The following is a 20,221-nucleotide window of genomic DNA, read 5'->3' as shown; positions in this document are numbered from 1 at the left end:
CTATTCCTCCACTTCTGAAGTCGTCTGCGTCTGTTGACCAGACGACTGCTTTGCAAACCATTTATGTCCTACTAGATAAACACAAAAAGAGATCACGATCCCAATCAACGGCTGATTTGGCAGCTGCGGGAGACTTGGGAAGAAGCTGACGATCACTGGTATTCCAGCAATGATTGCGCCGATCATCCAAGAAATCACCCCTAACCAATTCATCCCTTCAACCGGCTGCCAACGCGTTGCATCGCCTTTTTGAACAATCCAGTAAGAGGCGATCATCACACCAGCCACTGCTGGAATCATTGCAGAAAGTACCGACATGATCGGAACAAAATAATTCAATATGCCGACAACTGCCAATAAAGTACCGATCCCACCGGCAGCTGCCACAGCCAATTTTTCTTTTTCCTTTGGAATATCAAATACATTGATAATGGCCAGACCTCCTGAAAAAGCATTCACTGCATTGGTCGTCCAAGTTGCAAGAATGAGGGCTGTGACACCTAATATCGGTGAACCCAGACCCATAAATACTTCAGTAATATCTGCGGTTCCAGCCGTAACAGTCAGGATTGCTCCTACAGCAATCATCAGTACACCAGAGGGTAAAATCCCTAAAATAGCCGCCTTCATCACATCGCCTCGCGTTTCAGAATACTGGGAATAATCCCCAGCAATCACGGCCCCCAGAGCGAATGAGCCAATCGTTACAGAAAGCGCTGAAAAGAAAGATAAATCACCCGTCCCTTGAAAAGAAAGGACCTCACTCAGACTCGTACTTCTCAATGAAACAGTAACGCCATAAATACAGACAGCCACTAACACCGGTACCGCAATATAATTGAGCAGATTCAATATCTTGATGCCATACAATGCTGAAAGGAGCATGATTATTCCCCAGATCAACGAGGATAACTGAACAGGTAACTCGATACTGTATACCTTTAAAAAGTTGCTGAAGGCCTGACCACAGACATTTGCTTGAATCCCAAACCACCCTAGACAAGCAATAGCCAGGATGATTGAAATGATTTTCTGCGAACCTGTTTTTCCAAATACTTGAGAAGCAACACTTACAGTCGGCTTCTTTAAATCTGCACTCTGTATTCCTTGTAGAATCATAAATAAGACGATGATACTATACCCGATCGTACCAACGATGATTGCTTGACCAAAAGACATCCCTGCAACCAGTGTCCCTCCAATGATCAGACTTGGAACACAGATCATTGCACCGGCCCAAACAAACGCCAGACTTGCCCATGATTGCTTTGTTTCATTTTCTTTCATACCTATTTCCTCCCTCATTTTCACAATTATATCGAAGGGAGAGCAACAGCGTCTTTTTCAAAATGAAAAAAAATAGCCAGAATTTTGTCATAATAGCCAAAATTCTGGAAATTCTTTCATCACTGATGAATCAATCGAAACAGGACACATGCTTTGTAACACTCATAAGCTTCTGAAAGCCGAGTGACATCACATCCAAGTTGTTCACTGATTTTTTTTATTCGATACTTCACGGTATTTTTATGAATATACAAGAGATCGCTGCAGTGCTGAAAATCACCATCTGCATCTAAAAGAAAACAACAGAGTGTTTCTAAGTATTCGTCATTTTCCAAAATGGGGTCAAGAATCAGTAGGTGCTCAGAAAGCTCCTGTTCTCCTGCTTTCATTACTGCCATGACTTGAGATGCCTGTTTGATATCGATTAGCGAAAAGGTTTTTTTCTCTGGAAATACCCGTTTCAACATCGGACGAACATTATTTACCAGTTGGTAGGTGTTACGGACATCCGTCGTATTTCTCATTTTCGGACAGACAACGATATTTTTCAGCTCGTTATTGAAACTCGTTTCTTTTAAAAACTCACGACTGATCTCAAACTCTGAATGATTTCTCCGATATTTTCCCAAAAGAACAACGATCCCATTATCAATAAATTGGATAACATAGGTTTGGTAATACTTGGATACATGATCAGCCAATTCCTCGCGAATGCTCTTCTCCATTCGAATATTTTTTAATTGAATCAACCACAGCATTTGAATCGAATGAACATCGATCGATAAAATACCTGCCAACCGGTACATCTTCTCACTCTCATCGTTGATGATCGCCTGAACAAGGGCATACTCACTGATTTCTCCGTGTTTTCTGCCCCACAGATTTAATGCTACCTGCAAAAGTTCCACCGCTTGTTCACAGTCAAAATCAGTGATTTCCCCATTCTCTTTGAGCAGAAATAGGTTCAACAGCCCATTATCTTTATGGAACACTTCTCGATGGTAAATTGCCAGCTCCTCTGTATAAAATACCGCCTCACGCTTTGGCTGCTCTAGATAGCTGTTCAGTAAAATCGGCAGTTCTCGTGAAGAATTTCGCGGCCATTTGATTTGATTGATGATTTCATAATCAGCATTTGCTAAAACAATGTTTGTTCTCAAAAGATCAGATAATATTTTCAATGTGATTTCCACACTTCTAAGATGCTCCGGTAAAAGAGAAACCTTCTCCAATACCTCATTCAAAATATTCTCAGAGGGGTCATTTGCCAAAATGACTGACATGATTTCAATAATAACTTCATTGTATCGCAAGGAACTGTCATTTGGCGGCATCTGAATGATGACGAAATTCAGCTCTTCCGCCAACTCAATCACCTCAGGAGCAAGCTCAGGAAGGATGATGCCGACATAATAGAGAATGATACCTATTTCACCAAGATCATGTAGATGTCTGATTGCTTCACATTGCTTCATTCGGTCATCCTTTATGGAATAAAATGAACCGATCAACAATTCTCCCGCATAATATTCCTCGCCGACTTGAATGTTTTTTGAGAAAAAATCCATATCAGAAACCTCTAAAAAAGAAAGCGAGGTCACTGATTTCTCCAGACTGTTTTTTCCAGTAACAACCTCCGCCTCTCGTAACGATGGCAGCCTTAACAATTCGTTTAATTTTACGCCCATATAGTCATCCCTCCAAACGCTAACTTGTTCATTGATTTCATTCATTGTATCGTAAACCTTTGCTTGAAACAATCCAGATTGGGTCAGGTATATTTTTTTCAAACTTACGAATTAACAGATGGCTTACTATACTTTGAATGCCTTAACATATAAGCGTAAAACAAATGCCGTAAAAAAAAGGGTGTGGGACATAACTCAATCCCACACACCTTTATACACCTAAAACCGAATAAACGGTGGGACAGAAGCAACTACTAGCAGCGAGCTGCGTCGATGTCCGCTCAACATCAGTGGTAAACCACTGTGTTTCAAGGCTCTTCGACAATAAGTCGAAATTCAACAAAAATTTGTGATGAGGTAATTTTCGTGAATTCCGCCTTATTGCTTAGAATCACTGTGATTGCTCTTTTGAGCAGAACAGATGATGAAAAGTACCTACTTTTGGTGCTTGAAGCTGAACACTTCTGGCCCAACCTCTTTGCCAGTTCCTATTATTTCATGAAAAATTGGACGAATCCTAAACAATCATACAAGAAGTGACAGATCCAACTGACCCAGACACTTTCTGATTTTTTCCAGATATAGTTCAAGACCAAACGAATCGGCATCAATGTGATCAATAACTGAGCAATATTCAACCCATAAGCAGGAATATGCCATAAAGCGAACAGTACACTACAAATAAGACTCGCCCAACGAAAAGAAATGCCCGCTTTTTCCAACCCCAAAATCAAGTTGGTACTCAACAGTTCTTCTCCTATCAGCATAAAGGGGACTTGAAGAAAAATCATCTGTAGTGTGATCACATCACCAATAGAATTTTGAGACGCAGCACCAAAAAGCTGCTGATAAATAACGCCACTTAAAATCCCTACGATAAAAGTCAGTGGTAAGCCCCAAGCCAAGGTCTTCCACTTAAAATGTTTAAACTGCTCTGTGAAACGATCCTTTAGCATCAAATAACCAGCTATTCCACATAATAAAGCATTCCAAAAAATGCCGATCGTCGTTCCAAAAGGAAGGACTCCAGGAATAAACTGGTACCCAAGCCCAATTAAAATCGTGATCCCCGCTAGCAGCCATCCTGTTTTATTGTTATTATCCGTTTCTTCTATCATCCTGCTCCACCTCTGACTCTGATTTCTTCTCATCAATACTTTGCTCAAGAAAAGTATAGCCAATTCGAAGAATATTTCACAATCATATGTCTTAGGACAAGCAAAAAAGTTCCTGTACATAAGGTTTTGACCAAACTTCTAGATAACAAGTGGTCATCCATTCTTATATACAGAAACCAGATTATTTAATGACACGCTTCACCGTTGTTTATTTGCTCATTCTCGTAGATCCTTCATCCGATACCCCACGCCGATTTCCGTCAGAATATATTGTGGCTCAACGGGGTCTGTTTCGATTTTTTTGCGGATATTCGACATGTTCACACGAAGAACCTGTGTATCACCCATAGCAAATGGCCCATATAATGCACGCATCAGCTGTTTGTACGTAACAACTTTACCAATGTTTTCACTCAATACTTTGAGTAACAGAAATTCATTTTTCGTCAAATGAATCTCTTGGTCATTTTTTTGTACCAGATGCTTTTCATAGTCAATTAGAAGCTGGCTATTTACAAATGACTGGCTACCTTTGACCGTTTTTTCAGAATGCCTCATGGCAGTTCGAATCCTTGCCAGCAGCTCCTGTGTCCCAAATGGTTTCGTGACATAATCATCCGCGCCGTTATCTAGTGCTTCAACTTTTCCTATCTCATTGTCTCTTGCGGAGATGACAATGATTGGTGTCTGATACTGCTTACGTAAAATTTTCAACAGCTCCATCCCGTCCATATCAGGAAGCCCCAGATCCAATAAAATCAGATCGATTTCCTGTGACTGAAAAAGAGTGATTCCATTCATTGCAGAATCTGCTTGAAACACGGTATATCTTTCTCTCTCCAAAACCACCTGTATGAACTCTGCGATGATCCCATCGTCTTCAATCACCAGAATATTCGCTCTCATTCGGGCTCCTCCTTTGTTTGGGTATGGTAAAAATAAACTTCGTCACCTGTTCATTATTCTCTACATGAAATGTTCCTTGATGAGCTTTGATGATCGTCTTCACAATCGTCAAACCAATCCCCAAGCCGTTTTTAGAATCAATTGGTTTTTCTTTCTCTGTGGTCAAGTTAGTCAATATCCGATCAAACTGCTCCTTGCTCATCCCAATACCGTGATCTTTTACAGAAAAAATGACCTGATCATCCTGATTTTCAACTGAAATATAAATTGGCTCGGTTGCCTTGCCATGACGGACAGCATTATCAATCAGATTAAACAATGCTTGTTCGATCAGAATTGGATCAACGGACAGAAAGATGAGTTCTTCCGGCAGCTTCGTTTTTAAATTGACCTTTGGATAAACCTTTCGCACTCTGCGAATCGTCGAAGATACAATTTCTTCTATCGGCTCTTCTGTCTTGTTGAGTGCCGTCGTATCTGAACTGATCCTTGTGATCGACAGCAAATTCTCTACCATTTGAATCAACCATTTGGACTCATCTTGCACATCCTTCAACAGCTTGATGCGGGTAGCTGCAGTTATCTCACTGGTTGCTTCATCATTGATGATCGTTTCAATCAATCCTGAAATCCCTGTGAGCGGTGTTCGGATATCGTGAGAGACTGCTCGTAGTAAGTTCCCACGCACACGTTCCTTTTCCGTATCAACTAATATCTTCTGCTTTTCTTCCTGCAGCTCCATTTGTTCGATCGCAGTTGCCAGCTGTGCGGCTATCAAACGCAGATAATTCAATTGATTGTTATCGATCGTTTTTTGCGCACTTCTTTCCAAACCTAAGACAGCTTTGGTTCTCTTCTCAAATACAACGGGCAGATAAAAGCCTTTGGCACCCGTTAATGTGTCTGTTCCAAAGCCTGCCTCCTTTTGATTTCGTCCAGTCCAAAAGGCGACTGCGTGTTCTTCCTTGGTTCCCAGAAGTCGTTTCTTTTTTTCCGGTGAGCGAAAGCTGTTTAGTTTTCCTGTCGCGTCATAAACGAGGACTTCCCGATTCAACAGAGCAGACAAATAGCTGGCCGTTGAACGATATAAATCCTCTACCTCAGAGGCTGCTACATAACGCTTGTTCAGCTCATAAAGAATTTCAAACTGCTGCTCTTTCTCCATAGATACCCGTGCTTTTCGTCGAATTTGTCCAACAAGATTACTGATCAAGAGCGACACGATCAACATAATTACAAGAGTGAGTGGGTAGCCTTGTTTGTAAACCGTCAATGAATACAATGGTTCTACAAAAAACCAGTTAAAGGTAAGAACAGAAAACACAGCGGTCAGTGAGCTCCATAAATAGCCTGTCGTCGCTCGTGCAGTGATCACAACAAAAAGAATATAAATCAGCATCAAGTTCTGATCACCAAAATGTAAATATTGCATCAATTCAGTAACAATGGTTGCACCAACGACTGCACTGATGGAAACAATAAAATCCTTGGTACGACTTTGAAAGTATTCCTGTAGACTTTTGATCGGTGTCTGCTTTCGCTTTTCCTTGTATGGAATAAGATGTATTTCCACAAAGGGAAGTCGTTTCAGTAATACGTCTTCTGTGTCTTCAATAAACAGCTTGTTTATCCATGTCTTTTGTAGATTCTTCCCCATTACAATGTCTGTGATACTCAGAAGCTTGACATACTCGACCACAGTATCAATGAAATTTTCGCTCTCCAATGATACCGTCTCGGCACCTAACTTCTCTGCCAGCTCCAGAATACTGTCACTGCTCGTATCTAGCTCTTCTGAATCTGATTTCAATCGCAGGACGATCCACTCTGCATTCAAGCCCTGAACTAACCTTGAAGTCCAACGAATGCACCGTTCACTCATTTTAGGGTATTCTTCATCAACGATCGTCAGCAGCTTTGTCTGGATTTTTACCTTTCGATTTTTTGAATATGACCACTGGTTGATGTGGTCAGAGGTTCGCTGGATCGCCAATCCTCTTAAAAAGCTTAGCTTTTCTTCTGTGAAAAAGTTTTGCAACGCTCTTTTACTGTTTGTATCTGAATAAATTTTCCCAGCCGCTAAACGGTCAATTAGCTCGGCTGGTTCGATGTCGATCACTTTCCATGACGCATTTTTCAATAGTTTATCCGGTACTTTTTCTTGAACCGTGATTCCGGTGATTTCTTCAACAATATCATTTAAGCTTTCCAAATGTTGAACGTTCATTGTTGTGTAGACATCAATGCCTGCATTCAGAAGTTCCTCTACGTCTTGGTATCTTTTTCTGTTCCGTGAGCTTGGACTATTTGTATGCGCCAACTCGTCTACCAATACGATATCCGGGTGAACATCAAGGATTTGATCAACAGCCAGCTCCTCAAGAGAAATACCTTTATAAATGGATTTTACTGTAGGAATCACTGGTAATCCTTCCATGAGACGAAGTGTTGCCGGTCGATCATGCGGTTCAATATAACCGATTTGCACGTCTTTTCCTGTCTCCAGCTGTTCCTGCGCTTCCTTCAACATCATGTAGGTTTTCCCTACTCCGGCAGCATAGCCAAAGAAAATCCTGAGTCTGCCGATCCCAGAATTTTCTTTATCAAACGCTGAAAGTAATTTTTCCGGATTTACACGTTCCTCCTCCATCAAATCCCTCCCTATGTTAACTGATCAAGTGCCGCATTTACTACCAATACATTAATATACTCATTACCTGTCAGTCGATCTGTTTCTTTATTTGTCTCAATTATATCATTGATCTGTTTTATTTCGACGTTTCTGCTATCGGCAATTCGCTTGGCTTGATAAATGGCACCTTCAAATGAAATATGTGGATCAACGCCACTGCCTGATCCCATAACTAAATCAGCTGGAACTTCTTTCGCTCCATTGTTTTCTTCTTTGATAGCCGTTGTTCTTTTCTCGATTTTTTCTTTTAGTTGCGGTGAGTATGGAGATAATTGACTGACCTCTGTCGGTCGGCCATGAATATATCTCGCTTCGGTGAATTCCTGTCCAATCAGTGCTGAACCAGTTACTTTATTATCTTCTTTCAGCATACTGCCATTTGCCTGGTAAGGGAAAAAGAGCTGTGCAATCCCTGTGACACCGAACGTATAGAACCCTCCACAAAGAAGTGTCATTATCAGAAAAAAGCGTAAGCTTCCTAAAATCTCTTTCTTCATTTGTCTCTTTCCTTTCTTAAGAAATAATCAGCGTCAACAGTAGATCGATTCCCTTGATCGCAATAAACGGTGCAATAATACCACCCAATCCATAAAGCAACAGATTATCTCTTAGAATACGGCTGGCTGGTTTTTCCTTGTAGGGAACGCCTTTTAGCGCTAATGGAATCAGCGCAACAATAATCAACGCATTATAGATTACTGCAGATAGAATTGCTGTCACCGGACTAGTCAGCTGCATGACATTTAATGCGGTCAGCTCTGGATAAATACTGTAAAAAAGCACTGGGATAACCGCAAAATACTTTGCAATATCATTCGCGATACTAAACGTCGTTAGTGCGCCGCGTGTCATCAGAAGCTGTTTGCCGATTTGTACTACCTTCAACAGCTTGGTTGGGCTCGAATCCAAATCGATCATATTGCCGGCTTCTTTGGCAGCTTGTGTGCCTGTGTTCATCGCAACAGCAACATCTGCCTGCGCCAATGCGGGTGCATCATTGGTACCATCACCTGTCATAGCAACCAAATGTCCCTGTTCCTGAAAATCACGAATCATCGTCATTTTATTTTCCGGTGTTGCTTCAGCTAGAAAATCATCCACACCAGCTTCTGCGGCAATTGCAGCCGCGGTCAATGGATTGTCTCCTGTGATCATGATAGTTTTTATACCCATTTTCCGCATATCGGAAAATTGTTCTTTCACACCATTTTTCACAATATCCTTTAGATAAATTACCCCCATGACCTGTTGATTTTTCGCAACAACTAACGGGGTTCCACCAGCCTTAGCGATCTGCTCCACTAGCAAATCACATTCCTCCGGATAGCTGCCGCCATGCTTCAGCACATACTGCTTGATCGTATCAGCAGCACCTTTGCGAATCTGATCTCCTTGATAATCGATACCACTCATTCTCGTTTTTGCCGTAAACTCAATAAATGTCACCTCTGCACCAGCCAATTCTCTTGAACGAATCTCAAATTTTTCTTTCGCAAGAACTACGATGCTCCGGCCTTCTGCTGTTTCATCAGCCAAGGAAGACAATTGCGCAGCATCGGCCAGCTCTCTCTCTGAGACACCCGCGACCGGTAAGAACTCACTTGCCCGTCGGTTGCCTAAAGTAATAGTTCCAGTTTTATCCAGAAGTAGAATATCCACATCTCCGGCTGCTTCAATCGCCCGACCACTCATGGCAATCACATTTTCCTTTGTCAGCCGACTCATTCCGGCAATCCCAATAGAAGAGACCAACGCACCAATCGTTGTCGGAGCTAGACAAATCAGCAACGCAATCACGATGACCGCCGATATGGCTTCCCCTGAGCCTGCCAGCGTGCTGGCAAAGGAAGTGAATGGAATCAATGAAAGAGACACACCCAGAAAAATAATCGTCAACATGATCAAAAGGATTTGCAGTCCGATTTCATTGGGTGTTTTCTTCCGCTGAGTACCTTCAACCATGGCAATCATTTTATCCAAAAAAGACTGCCCATTTTCAGAAGTGACTTTAATAATCAGATAATCGGAGACAACCGTTGTTCCTCCTGTTACAGCACTTCGGTCGCCCCCCGACTCTCGGATCACCGGCGCTGACTCTCCGGTGATCGCACTTTCATCAACAGAAGCAGCCCCTTCTACAACGTCACCATCCGCTGGAATCTGTTCACCCGCTCGAACATAAACCAAATCTTCTTTTTTCAAATCAGAGGAACGAATTTCAATCAGCTGATTCTTTTTTACATCCTCTATATTTTTTATCTTATACGTCAGAACATCCTTTTTCGCTTGCTTCAAGCTCTCTGCTTGTGCTTTGCCTCGACCTTCAGCAATCGCCTCGGCAAAATTGGCAAAAATCAAGGTCAGCCACAACAGAAAAGCAACCGCAATTGTAAACCAGCGAGGCACGTTCGGTTCAGAGAAAATCAAGATTGTTGATGCTGCTGCCCCTAGATAGACGACAAACATCACTGGATTTTTTATCTGAATCCGTGGGTCCAGCTTTTTGATTGCTTCCTTCAACGCCCATATAGTCTTATTTTTTTCCATTATTATCCCTGCCTATCTATTTTGAAAAAACTCAGCGATCGGTCCAAGCGCAACCGCCGGAAGAAAGCTTAATGCACCAACAACTAAAATAACAATGACCAGCATTGTCACAAATACAGGATTTACTGTAGATAAGGTTCCTTCGCTAATAGCACTTTGTTGTTTTCGACTAAAGCTTCCCGCCATGAAAATGACAGCTGCCATTGGTAAAAAACGAGACAGTAGCATCAATAAACTACCCAAATTATTCAGAAAATCTGTATCTGCCAGTAGCCCCCCAAAGGCACTCCCATTATTATTTGCCAATGACGTCGCAGCATACAAAACTTCGGAAAAGCCATGCGCGCCTTGATTGGTCAGCCATGAGAAAACAGCGGGATGAAGAACAAGCGCAGTGGCACCAAACAACGTCAAAAGCAACGGTGTTAAAACGACGATACTTGCCATCTTCATCTCAAATGGCTCGACCTTTTTCCCAAGATACTCCGGTGTTCTACCGACCAATAACCCAGCAATAAAAACCGTGAGCAAAATAAATGTCAGCATTCCGTAAAGCCCGCTGCCGATACCACCGAAAATAATTTCTCCCAGCTGCATCATGAACATCGGAACCAATCCACCCAATGGCGTAAAGCTATCCAGCATACTATTTACCGATCCATTCGAGGCTGCGGTCGTGCTGACTGCCCACAACGCAGACCAATCGATACCAAAACGAACTTCCTTCCCTTCCATATTCCCCATAGTCAACACATGAAGAAAATCTGGACTGGCAAATTCGTTGATTGCAATAACTAAGAATCCCACCGTTAAAAACAGGAAAGAAACAATCGCAATCGTTCGCCCTTGCTTCCATTCCTTGATCCAGAAGCCAAAAGCAATAATTAGCGCTGCCGGAATCAGCAGGATACTGATATTCTCTATAAAGTTACTGAGTACTGTCGGATTTTCAAAAGGATGTGCGGCATTGGCACCATAAAAGCCCCCACCATTCGTTCCTAATTGTTTGATCGCTACTTGGCTTGCTACAGTCCCTAATGGCAACCACAGCGATTGCCCGTTTAGTCCTTCATACGCCGTACCACTTGAAAAAGTTTGAACTGCTCCTTGAGAAATCAGCAGCAGCGAAACAATCAATGATAGCGGCAGCAGGATATAAAGGATGCCACGTGTCACGTCCTGCCAAAAATTTCCCAGCCCCTTTTCTTTCTTCTGAACAAAGCCCCGAATCAGCACGCACAATACCGCCATTCCAACGGCAGCAGAGAGAAAGTTTTGCACCGTTAACCCAAAAATTTGAGAAAACAAAGAGAGTGCTTCTTCCCCTGCATACGCCTGCCAGTTGGTATTCGTCACAAAACTGACAGCTGTATTCAATGCCAGTGTGACTGACATCCCTGATACAGCTTGACTGTTAAGTGGCAGCCATTGCTGCGTCAAAAGTAAAAGAAAAAGACTGATTATTGAAAAGAACGAAAGGAACACTATCGATAAAAAATATTTTTTCGCTGACATGTTTCCACTCGCAGCGTTACCAATCCCTTTATATACTAATTTTTCTATTGGTTGGATGAAACGGACATACCGTGGCGTCCTACCTTGTAAAATTTCAGAAATATATTTTCCCAGAGGAATTGCTAAAAGTAACAGTGTCAGTAAAAACACACCACCGCTGATCATTGTACTGTTCATTGCTCTCCCTCCTTGAATAAATACCAGAATAAATACACCATTGTTGCTATACCGATCATGCCTAAAAAGATTTCCATGCTATCCAGCTCCTTCTTTCAAAAAGAATAACATCTGCCATCTAAAGACGGTCTCAAGGTTTTTCATTTTTCTTTATACAATCTTTATACCTATAAGAAAAGCTACACGAGTTTGATCAGACTTTAAGTAAATTAGGAAATCCATTCAAAGATGCTCTTTATCTTTGCAATGAATTTATCTATTTACCGAAAAGTCTAACTCGTGGAGCTAGACATTAAGAAAAGCTACACGAGTTTGATCAGACTTTAAGTAAATTAGGAAATCCATTCAAAGATGCTCTTTATCTTTGCAATGGATTTATCTATTTACCGAAAAGTCTAACTCGTGAAGCTAGACATTAAGAAAAGCTACACGAACTTCACTGGTAACTCACCGTATCGAAACAGTAAATTTTCTGTTGGAAACTCCTTATATTTTTATAATCCTAATAGTTTGAAAAAATGAAAACGTCTTGACACAAACACCATGTCGTACTTTATGATGGAATGAAAGAAAAAGAGATGAGGTTGAGTATGGAACTAAAAAAAGTCAGTCAGGTATCAAAGGAATATAGGGTATCCACAAGAATGCTGCGCTATTATGAGCAAGTAGGTTTACTGGAAAGCCAAAGAAAGGAAGGATATGCCTATCGTGTTTATGACGAGCAAACCATCCTTCGATTACAACAAATCATCTTACTACGTAAATTACGGATTCCGGTAAAACAAATCATCCATATACTCAACAATTCTGATGCGATTCAGACTGTTGAAATTTTCAGACAAAATATCGATCAACTCGATAAAGAAATCACAGCGCTTTCTACAGTAAAAGACATCTTAGAACGCTTCACAAAGGAGATAAAGGAAAAAGCTGATGTAAAACTAAAGTTGCTTGGCGATGAGGCACTGCTTTCTGCAGTAAACTCACTTTCCTTTTCAGATAATCAATTAAAAAAATCAAAGGAGGAACCATCCATGAATGATTTGAACACAGCAAGCGAAAAATTAAACAAGCTAGAGGATAAGGATGTCCGTATTATTTATTTGCCACCAATGACGATTGCAGCAGCTTATGCCTCAGGAGAAGGCTGTGAGGGGAAAACGGCAGGGATGATCAGTCAATTTATCGCTGACACGGATTTATTGACATTGAAACCTGATGCTCGAAGCTTTGGCTTCGATTGTTCTGAAGGTGCTACTGCCGTAGGGGAAGGTTCGCATAGATACGAAACGTGGGTATCTGTTCCAGATGATCTGGACATACCGGCACCACTCGTGAAACGAGCATTTAGCGGCGGCCTGTATGCAGCTCATGTCCTTCGTTCTTGGGATTTTTCGGATTGGCGTTGGCTTAAAGAATGGGTGGAGACAAGCGAGCTATATGAAAACGACTGGGGATCGCCTCGTTGGGAATCGCCTGAAACGGTTTATGGCCAAGGCTTTGAGGAAACGTTAAATTTCTATAATTTCATCCAAACACATCACTCTGATATGAATCGTTTACAGCTCGATTTGCTCTTTCCTATACGAGAAAAATAGGCTACGATTATTGGAAAGAAAAGTGAGGTGTAAGATGAAAGAATACACAATCGGTTCCAGCTTGAATTTTGGTGGATTTACATGGCAAATACTAGATAACAAAAAGGATGCCCTCTTGCTCATTACTGATACGATCATTGAACAACGCTCGTATCACGATGCCTATACAGAAATAACATGGGCAGGCTGTGCATTACGAAGCTATTTGAATGGTTCCTTTTACGATGCCTTCAGTGAGGCCGATAAAGCTAGAATCCTTCCGGTCACCAATAAAAATCCGAATAACGAATGGTATAACACAACAGGTGGTGAAGAGACAGAAGATCATATTTTCTTGTTAAGCCTTGAAGAAGTTGCTTGTATGTATTTCGGTGACAGCAGCACAAACCTCTATCGGCCAGGAAAAAATCAGCGTTACTGGTTTCAAAGAAAGGACCCGAATAACAGCAAGCGGCTAGCCAAGCTATTGGACAAAGACGGTGAATGGTGGTGGCTGCGCTCTCCCGGTCGTGTAAATGTAAAGGCTGCCTACATTCATGGGACAGATGGAAACATAGGCATTCAAGGAAACAATATCTTAAAAGGTAATATCAGTGATGGTCGTTGTACGGGCGGTGTCCGTCCAACTTTATGGTTAAAGCATCCGTAGCCTAGCTGTTCAACACAAAATAAGTGATCGATTTACCTGCTCCTTCCATTGTCTAATACAATAAGGGGAACAGTGTCTATCGATCACTTTTACTTACCTAATAAAGTGGTAGGATGTGGGACATAACTCAATCCCACACACCTCTATACACCTAAAACCGAATAAACGGTGGGACAGAAAAGCGGTCCAAGTGTCCTGCTTTGCCTCGAGTAACCGCAGAGGCAGCAACTACTAGCAGCGAGCTGCGTCGATGTCCGCTCAACACTCGTAGGCCCTAAACTGCGACGAGCCACAAGCGAGAATGCATCAGTGGTAAACCACTGTGTTTCAAGGCTCTTCGACAATAAGTCGAAATTGTTGAGAATCACTAGTTTGTACGCAAAATAGATGATGAACAATACCTACTTGGTCAACAAAAATTTGTGATGATGCACCAAGTAGGAATCAATCAACATCGGAATGAAACATTCCGTGTTTCTTGTCATTTTCGTGAATTCCGCCTTATTGCTTAGAATCACTGTGACTGCTCTTTCGAGCAGAACAGATGATGAAAAGTACCTACCTGGTGCTTGAAGCTGAACACTTCGGTCCCAACCTCTTCCTTCTTTTTGGCTATTTACGACGCTCTTATTCAGCGCCTTCTTTTTTGAACGCCACTAAAATCAGTTTTGTTGCTTCCATCAAGACTGTTGCGCCCAGAGCTAACCCAATACAAATCATGATTTGTTCTAAGCCAAAGGCCGCTGGAATAGCAAAGACTTCTCTCAAGCCCGGAATCAACGTAACACTATATAAAACCGCACAAACCAACATAGCCAGTAAGACCATTTGATTCGAGAAGAACCCAGCTTGTAGGGCTGTCTGCGTATTTGAACGAGCCGGCATTGTTTGAAGCGTACGACACCAAATCAATGTTGAGAAGGACATTGCTACACCCATTTCAGCAGAATGCTGCATACCAAGCCATTGTGCAACAATTACAGCTACCGCAATCAAGATGCCCCGATACGTCACTGAAATCAAGGTATTCCCAGTAAAAATACCCGCATTCGGATCACGTGGCTGACGTTTCATGATCGTTGGTTCGCCTTTCTCCATCCCTAATGCAATTGCCGGTAACGAGTCATTGACTAGGTTAATGAACAGCAGTTGAAGCGCAGTAAATGGATTAGACCAGTCAGCGATCAAGGCAAAGATGATCGAAATGATTGCTCCCAGGTTTCCGGCAAACAGATAAGCAATTGATTTTTTGATGTTATCAAAGACATTTCGACCAACTTCTACAGCACTAACGATCGAAACAAAGTTATCATCGGTCAGAACCATCGCTGCCGCATCTTTCGCAACGTCTGTACCGGTTCCCATTGCGATACCGATATCTGCTTGTTTCAGAGCCGGTGCATCGTTCACACCGTCACCTGTCATCGCTGAAATGTGCCCCATCGTTTGCCATGCGCGCACAATTCTGATTTTATTCTCAGGAGAAACACGTGCATACACACTGACTTTTTTCAACACGTCGACAAGCTGTGGTTCACTCAACTCATCAAGCTCTGTACCAGTCAATGCCATGTCACCCTCTTTAAAAATCCCGATTTCTTTAGCAATCGCTACCGCTGTCGTCTTATGATCACCAGTAATCATGATCGTCTTGATTCCGGCTGAATGCGCTTCTTCAATCGCCTGAAAGACCTCTTCTCTCGGCGGATCGATCATCGCAACAAGACCAGCAAATATCAACCCATTTTCATCATCAAACGTAATTTCCTGTTGATCCAACGGTTTATAGCCAAATGCCAGTACACGCAAAGCACGAGTAGAAAATAGCTCGTTTTGTTCTTGGTACTTTTGACGAAGTGCTTCAGTCATCGGTACCACTTCACCATCTAGCAAAACTCGGTCACAGCGATCAAACACAATATCCGGACCACCTTTTGTCATCAGTAGTCGTTCGCCATCAATTTCATGTACTGTCGACATCAGTTTACGATCTGAATCGAAAGGAAGCTCATTTTGACGTGGGTACGTCTCACGAATCTCACGATAGCTTTGATTATTGGCTTCACTAAAATCGATCAACGCTACCTCAGTAGGATCACCCAGCTTACTGCCATCCTCTGCAATAATTGCATCGTTTACCAATACATTGATCTCCACTAACCGTTTTTCCCCCAGCGACCAGCTAGACGGCTCTTGATTAAAGTCACCCGTTTCGCCATTTGGCAGATAGTAGTCAACGACCGTCATCTTATTTTGCGTCAAGGTTCCTGTTTTATCTGTACAAATAATACTGGTTGACCCTAAGGTTTCTACTGCCGGAAGCTTACGAATGATCGCATTCTTTTTCGCCATCGTTTTTGTTCCAATAGACAATACGATCGTCACGATAGACTGCAAGGCTTCTGGAATAGCCGCTACGGCTACTGCTACAGCAAACATGAAGGCTTGCACGACACTTTCCGTCATATCGCCTGATTGGTCACCCATAAACAAACGAGCCAACTGAATCCCCAAAATAACTAAGGAGAGAGCTAAAATTGCCAAACTTAGCTTTTTACTAAAGCTGTCCAACCCTTTTTGTAAAGGTGTTTTGTGCTCATCTGTCGATTCCAGTAAACCGGCAACCTGACCGATTTCGGTTTGTCCGGCAACCGCCGTAACTAAAACCTTCGCTCGACCATAGGTAACAATCGTTCCGCTATGAACCATATTCACTCGATCGCCAACAGGCACTGTCCCTTCAATCTCCGTCACTTCTTTTTCAGCTGATGTCGATTCACCTGTAAGCATCCCTTCATCGACCTTCAATGAACTCGCTTCTAGGAGACGACCATCCGCTGGCACATAATCCCCAGCTTCTAAGGAAAATACGTCACCGACTACTAAATCTTTTGCCGCAATGGTCTGTTCTTTGCCATCACGGATGACACGTGCATCGGGCGCTGACAAATTTTTCAAAGCTTCTAAGGAGCCCTCTGCTTTTTTCGTCTGAATCACACTAACGACTGAGTTCATCAGTAGTACGATAAAAATGACTAATGATTCAACATAAGCACCCATAACCATCTGAACAACAGCAACGATCAGCAAGACAATAACCATCGCATCCTTGAATGTTTCAAGAAACAGCTGCAAGCTGGATTTCTTTTTCTTTTCTGCCAATTGATTGTAGCCGTTTGTTCTTAGACGTTCTGCAGCATCTGCTGACGAGAGACCATTTTCAGTACTCTTTGTTTCTTTAAATACCTCTGTGATACTTTGCTTGTAAGTCCTACTTTTTTGACTCTCCTGTTTTTCTTCCACTTCTATGACCCTCCAATGTATTTACATCTCTGATATCTCCAGTGTCTTTCCCTCATCTTAAGTAAAAAAGAGACCTAAGACAAGAGAAAAGCTACTTGTCTTAGGTCTCACCATTTCATATAATACCAGAAAACCATTTTCATGATTGACTTACTGTTGATATTATCGCAACAAAATTTGCTGCTGGTTACTCCCCCAAGGGAAATATCTGATTGATAAACAGTTTAACTGAACAGATGTCATTTTGCAAGAGATTTACTAAAATTAAACAGCTGCCGTTTCACGAATCGTTTCAAACGCTTTAGACCACTCGATCAGCTCATTCAGCATGTCCGTCACACCAGCTTCCATATGTGCACCCGGATTGAAGGTTGAGAAGTTTTCAAAATCAGTGAATAAGTTGAATGCTGGATTGGTACGCACATCCGCTATCTTTTGTTCAGCTAATACCATGCGAAGCTGTTCTGCCGCACGGATTCCGCCACCTGAACCATAGCTGACGATTCCAGCTGCCTTGTTGAACCATTCGTCACGTGCGCTGTCTAAAGCGTTCTTCAAAGAAGCCGCCATTCCATGGTTGTATTCTTGAACGACAAATACATAGCCATCTAATTCATCGATTTTTTTATTCCAGGCTGGATTTGGTGTACCTGTACCTAAAAATGGTAAATCGTATTCTTTCACATCAACAATTTCAAAGTCATGCTCAGAATGTTCACCCGCAATTTTCTTTATGTATGCTCCAACCTGTGGACTTACGCGTCCTTCTCTTGTACTTCCTAAGATAATCCCAAATTTCATGATAATTGCTCCCTTACTTTTTTAATTTTTTAGTATAGCCTTACTATACACACTTATTTTTAGTAAGTAAAATAATATGCTTACTAAAAATAAGTGAATGAATTAAAAAGTAAAGTTGCTTGATATTATACTTTTCGAAATTGAGACAGAACCCCATCTACATCCTTATAAATCAACGCATTCTTGGTTATTCTCAACGTCTCATCGATTTTATCTGCTCGAAGAAAACGAGAGCCTGATGCCGATTCAAGCAAGGACAACCCAAACTTATACAAGACATCATATCTTTTAGCTATCTGTAAATAAAGAGTGCCATTTTCCAAGATGATTTCAAAAGAACCACTATTATTTTCTGCAACGTATTTACCAACCAATTCCTCTCGCAGTTCGCTTGATAATACTGCGGGTGTTTCTATTGGTGCCGTATATTTCTTCCCAAAACGAATCTCAGCTAGTTGCTTTGTAATAGCTGTTACAGGTAATACTGCTTGATTGCTCAGGAATATCACAGTAAATTCCTTTTCCGGAAATTGCTTGATCGAACTGAAAAAGCCATCAATGATTCCCATATGCTGTCGGTATTTTTGACCCATTAGAAGCCCAATATCCCAGCCGCAGGCATAGGTTTCCTGAAACGGTTCAAACATTTTCAGCGCACTGTCTTCACCAATCAATTGATTTTCCTGTACCGCTTGATTCCAAATTTGTAAATCTGAAAGCGTAGAATACATGCCATACGCCCCTAACGGAAAGGATAGATTGGTCTTGACCGTCTTGATTTCTGACCCCCAATAGCTATAACTATCCGCTAAACCACGAACAATTTCTTGCTCATTCAGGCACCCTGAGTCTGCCATCCCCAATGGCTCCAAAATATACCGCTGTAAAGCCTTTTCATAAGAGAGTTCGGTAACAATTTCGATGATTTTCGTCAATACAAGATAATCAGAAGAAGAATAGGCATGTTGTGTCCCCACTTCAAACAATCGTTCTTGCTTATCGATCCAATCAATCATCTCATCTAGAGTTTTAGTCAGTCGCATGTCCTTATCCCAAAAATCAGGGCATGATGTAAAGTCAGGAATCCCTGTTGTGCAGGTCAAGCAATGATAGATAGTTGTTTGCGAACTATCTGAAAAATCACGTATATACTGTTGTATCGAATCATTGATATTCAGCTTTTTCTCCTCTTGAAGAATAAAAACCAACATAGAAGTGAACGCCTTTGTTAAAGAACCAATCATAAATTTTGTTTTCAAGCTATTTTCAATACCGCATTCAATCGATGCCTGCCCATAACTTTTCTGAATAATCGGTTTTCCCTTGTCTAAAACCAGAAGATTCCCTTGTAAATAGCCATTTTTATCGTAAAACTCTAAGTATTCATTTAACGAATCAATATATGCCATATCCTCAGCTCCTCTTTACTAGCATAACACACCCTTTGAAACAAAGCCGAAAAACCGAGAGATTTTAATAATCTCCCGGTTTTATATACCTCAAAATTCTTATAGTATTCATTACTAAATCGAATCCTCATATACTATCATCACTTTACTCTGCTATTGAAATCTTTCCAGCACTTTATAAAAATAGCTATTCTAAAACATTCGTAATCGCCTGTTTCATTTTTTCAATATAACTCATGATATCTATGTCGTTGTTCTCAATGTATCTCCATGCAATAGCACCCCAAAATAGTAAATTCCCCATTACCAAAAATAGAATAATCCGTTTGTTTCTTGCAGCCAGATAGGCGTCCCGCCATTTAGGTTCATTTCGACGTTTTCGCAAAAATTCATACGTATGATATGCCATAAAAACACCCCTTTTATTTAGTTTAAGATAGCAAATAGATAAATGCAATATAAAACAAACTTAAAAACTAGTTTTTCAACTTCAAAGTATTTTATCATTCATTTCAAGAATTCAATAATTAT

Annotated in this window: 14 protein-coding genes; 2 read left to right on the top strand and 12 right to left on the bottom strand. The window is 41.4% G+C overall.

Annotated features, from left to right (window positions below; all coding sequences use genetic code 11):
• From A5888_RS17075 to kdpA, 8 genes are all read right to left on the bottom strand, one after another.
• Positions 1-1,287 (bottom strand): cytosine permease, encoded by a 1,287-nt coding sequence (locus A5888_RS17075; RefSeq protein ID WP_086350703.1) that lies wholly within the window; start codon positions 1,285-1,287, stop codon positions 1-3.
• A gap of 119 nt (positions 1,288-1,406) precedes the next feature.
• The gene (locus A5888_RS17070; RefSeq protein WP_086350702.1) at positions 1,407-2,975 is read right to left on the bottom strand and encodes a PucR family transcriptional regulator; all 1,569 of its coding nucleotides are present in this window, start codon (positions 2,973-2,975) and stop codon (positions 1,407-1,409) included.
• 491 nt (positions 2,976-3,466) lie between these two features.
• Entirely contained in the window at positions 3,467-4,093 is a 627-nt protein-coding gene (locus A5888_RS17065; protein WP_086350701.1) for a CPBP family intramembrane glutamic endopeptidase, read from the bottom strand.
• Positions 4,094-4,309: 216 nt separating this feature from the next.
• Complete coding sequence (locus tag A5888_RS17060; protein ID WP_086350700.1) at positions 4,310-4,999, bottom strand: response regulator; 690 nt, start codon at positions 4,997-4,999, stop codon at positions 4,310-4,312.
• Positions 4,974-7,649 (bottom strand): sensor histidine kinase, encoded by a 2,676-nt coding sequence (locus tag A5888_RS17055; protein WP_086350699.1) that lies wholly within the window; start codon positions 7,647-7,649, stop codon positions 4,974-4,976. The genes A5888_RS17060 and A5888_RS17055 overlap by 26 nt, the downstream gene beginning before the upstream one ends.
• 11 nt (positions 7,650-7,660) lie before the next feature.
• Complete coding sequence (gene kdpC / locus A5888_RS17050) at positions 7,661-8,188, bottom strand: K(+)-transporting ATPase subunit C (RefSeq protein WP_086350698.1); 528 nt, start codon at positions 8,186-8,188, stop codon at positions 7,661-7,663.
• Positions 8,189-8,204: 16 nt separating this feature from the next.
• A complete protein-coding gene (gene kdpB, locus A5888_RS17045; RefSeq protein WP_086350697.1) occupies positions 8,205-10,238 on the bottom strand; it encodes a potassium-transporting ATPase subunit KdpB in 2,034 nt (677 codons plus the stop codon).
• A gap of 12 nt (positions 10,239-10,250) precedes the next feature.
• Complete coding sequence (gene kdpA / locus A5888_RS17040) at positions 10,251-11,930, bottom strand: potassium-transporting ATPase subunit KdpA (RefSeq protein ID WP_086350696.1); 1,680 nt, start codon at positions 11,928-11,930, stop codon at positions 10,251-10,253.
• A gap of 590 nt (positions 11,931-12,520) precedes the next feature.
• On the opposite strand from kdpA, the gene A5888_RS17035 reads away from it, so the two are divergent.
• Together A5888_RS17035 and A5888_RS17030 are read left to right on the top strand one after the other, a co-directional pair.
• The gene (locus A5888_RS17035; protein WP_086350695.1) at positions 12,521-13,528 is read left to right on the top strand and encodes a MerR family transcriptional regulator; all 1,008 of its coding nucleotides are present in this window, start codon (positions 12,521-12,523) and stop codon (positions 13,526-13,528) included.
• Positions 13,529-13,562: 34 nt separating this feature from the next.
• The gene (locus A5888_RS17030; RefSeq protein WP_086350694.1) at positions 13,563-14,177 is read left to right on the top strand and encodes a DUF6273 domain-containing protein; all 615 of its coding nucleotides are present in this window, start codon (positions 13,563-13,565) and stop codon (positions 14,175-14,177) included.
• A gap of 627 nt (positions 14,178-14,804) precedes the next feature.
• Here the strand turns inward: A5888_RS17030 and A5888_RS17025 are convergent.
• From A5888_RS17025 to A5888_RS17010, 4 genes are all read right to left on the bottom strand, one after another.
• Entirely contained in the window at positions 14,805-17,480 is a 2,676-nt protein-coding gene (locus tag A5888_RS17025) for a cation-translocating P-type ATPase (RefSeq protein ID WP_086350693.1), read from the bottom strand.
• A gap of 264 nt (positions 17,481-17,744) precedes the next feature.
• On the bottom strand, positions 17,745-18,281 hold the full coding sequence (locus A5888_RS17020; protein ID WP_339101748.1) for an NAD(P)H-dependent oxidoreductase: 537 nt from the start codon (positions 18,279-18,281) through the stop codon (positions 17,745-17,747).
• 125 nt (positions 18,282-18,406) lie between these two features.
• Entirely contained in the window at positions 18,407-19,690 is a 1,284-nt protein-coding gene (locus A5888_RS17015; RefSeq protein WP_086351170.1) for a serine hydrolase domain-containing protein, read from the bottom strand.
• 187 nt (positions 19,691-19,877) lie between these two features.
• Positions 19,878-20,099, bottom strand: a complete 222-nt coding sequence (locus tag A5888_RS17010; RefSeq protein ID WP_086351171.1) for a hypothetical protein — start codon at positions 20,097-20,099, stop codon at positions 19,878-19,880.
• Between the last annotated feature and the right edge of the window lie 122 nt (positions 20,100-20,221).

It is taken from the genome of Enterococcus sp. 9E7_DIV0242 (genome assembly GCF_002140975.2).
GTDB lineage: Bacteria > Bacillota > Bacilli > Lactobacillales > Enterococcaceae > Enterococcus_L > Enterococcus_L clewellii.
The sequence above is the reverse complement of the archived record's forward strand: the minus strand, read 5'-3'. Positions and strand labels throughout refer to the sequence as shown.

What these genes read in the sequence shown, in the direction of transcription:
- A5888_RS17075 (WP_086350703.1), bottom strand. Translation starts at nt 1,287, where the DNA reads ATGAAAGAAAATGAAACAAAGCAATCATGGGCAAGTCTGGCGTTTGTT.
- A5888_RS17070 (WP_086350702.1), bottom strand. Translation starts at nt 2,975, where the DNA reads ATGGGCGTAAAATTAAACGAATTGTTAAGGCTGCCATCGTTACGAGAG.
- A5888_RS17065 (WP_086350701.1), bottom strand. Translation starts at nt 4,093, where the DNA reads ATGATAGAAGAAACGGATAATAACAATAAAACAGGATGGCTGCTAGCG.
- A5888_RS17060 (WP_086350700.1), bottom strand. Translation starts at nt 4,999, where the DNA reads ATGAGAGCGAATATTCTGGTGATTGAAGACGATGGGATCATCGCAGAG.
- A5888_RS17055 (WP_086350699.1), bottom strand. Translation starts at nt 7,649, where the DNA reads ATGGAGGAGGAACGTGTAAATCCGGAAAAATTACTTTCAGCGTTTGAT.
- kdpC (WP_086350698.1), bottom strand. Translation starts at nt 8,188, where the DNA reads ATGAAGAAAGAGATTTTAGGAAGCTTACGCTTTTTTCTGATAATGACA.
- kdpB (WP_086350697.1), bottom strand. Translation starts at nt 10,238, where the DNA reads ATGGAAAAAAATAAGACTATATGGGCGTTGAAGGAAGCAATCAAAAAG.
- kdpA (WP_086350696.1), bottom strand. Translation starts at nt 11,930, where the DNA reads ATGAACAGTACAATGATCAGCGGTGGTGTGTTTTTACTGACACTGTTA.
- A5888_RS17035 (WP_086350695.1), top strand. Translation starts at nt 12,521, where the DNA reads ATGGAACTAAAAAAAGTCAGTCAGGTATCAAAGGAATATAGGGTATCC.
- A5888_RS17030 (WP_086350694.1), top strand. Translation starts at nt 13,563, where the DNA reads ATGAAAGAATACACAATCGGTTCCAGCTTGAATTTTGGTGGATTTACA.
- A5888_RS17020 (WP_339101748.1), bottom strand. Translation starts at nt 18,281, where the DNA reads ATGAAATTTGGGATTATCTTAGGAAGTACAAGAGAAGGACGCGTAAGT.
- A5888_RS17015 (WP_086351170.1), bottom strand. Translation starts at nt 19,690, where the DNA reads ATGGCATATATTGATTCGTTAAATGAATACTTAGAGTTTTACGATAAA.
- A5888_RS17010 (WP_086351171.1), bottom strand. Translation starts at nt 20,099, where the DNA reads ATGGCATATCATACGTATGAATTTTTGCGAAAACGTCGAAATGAACCT.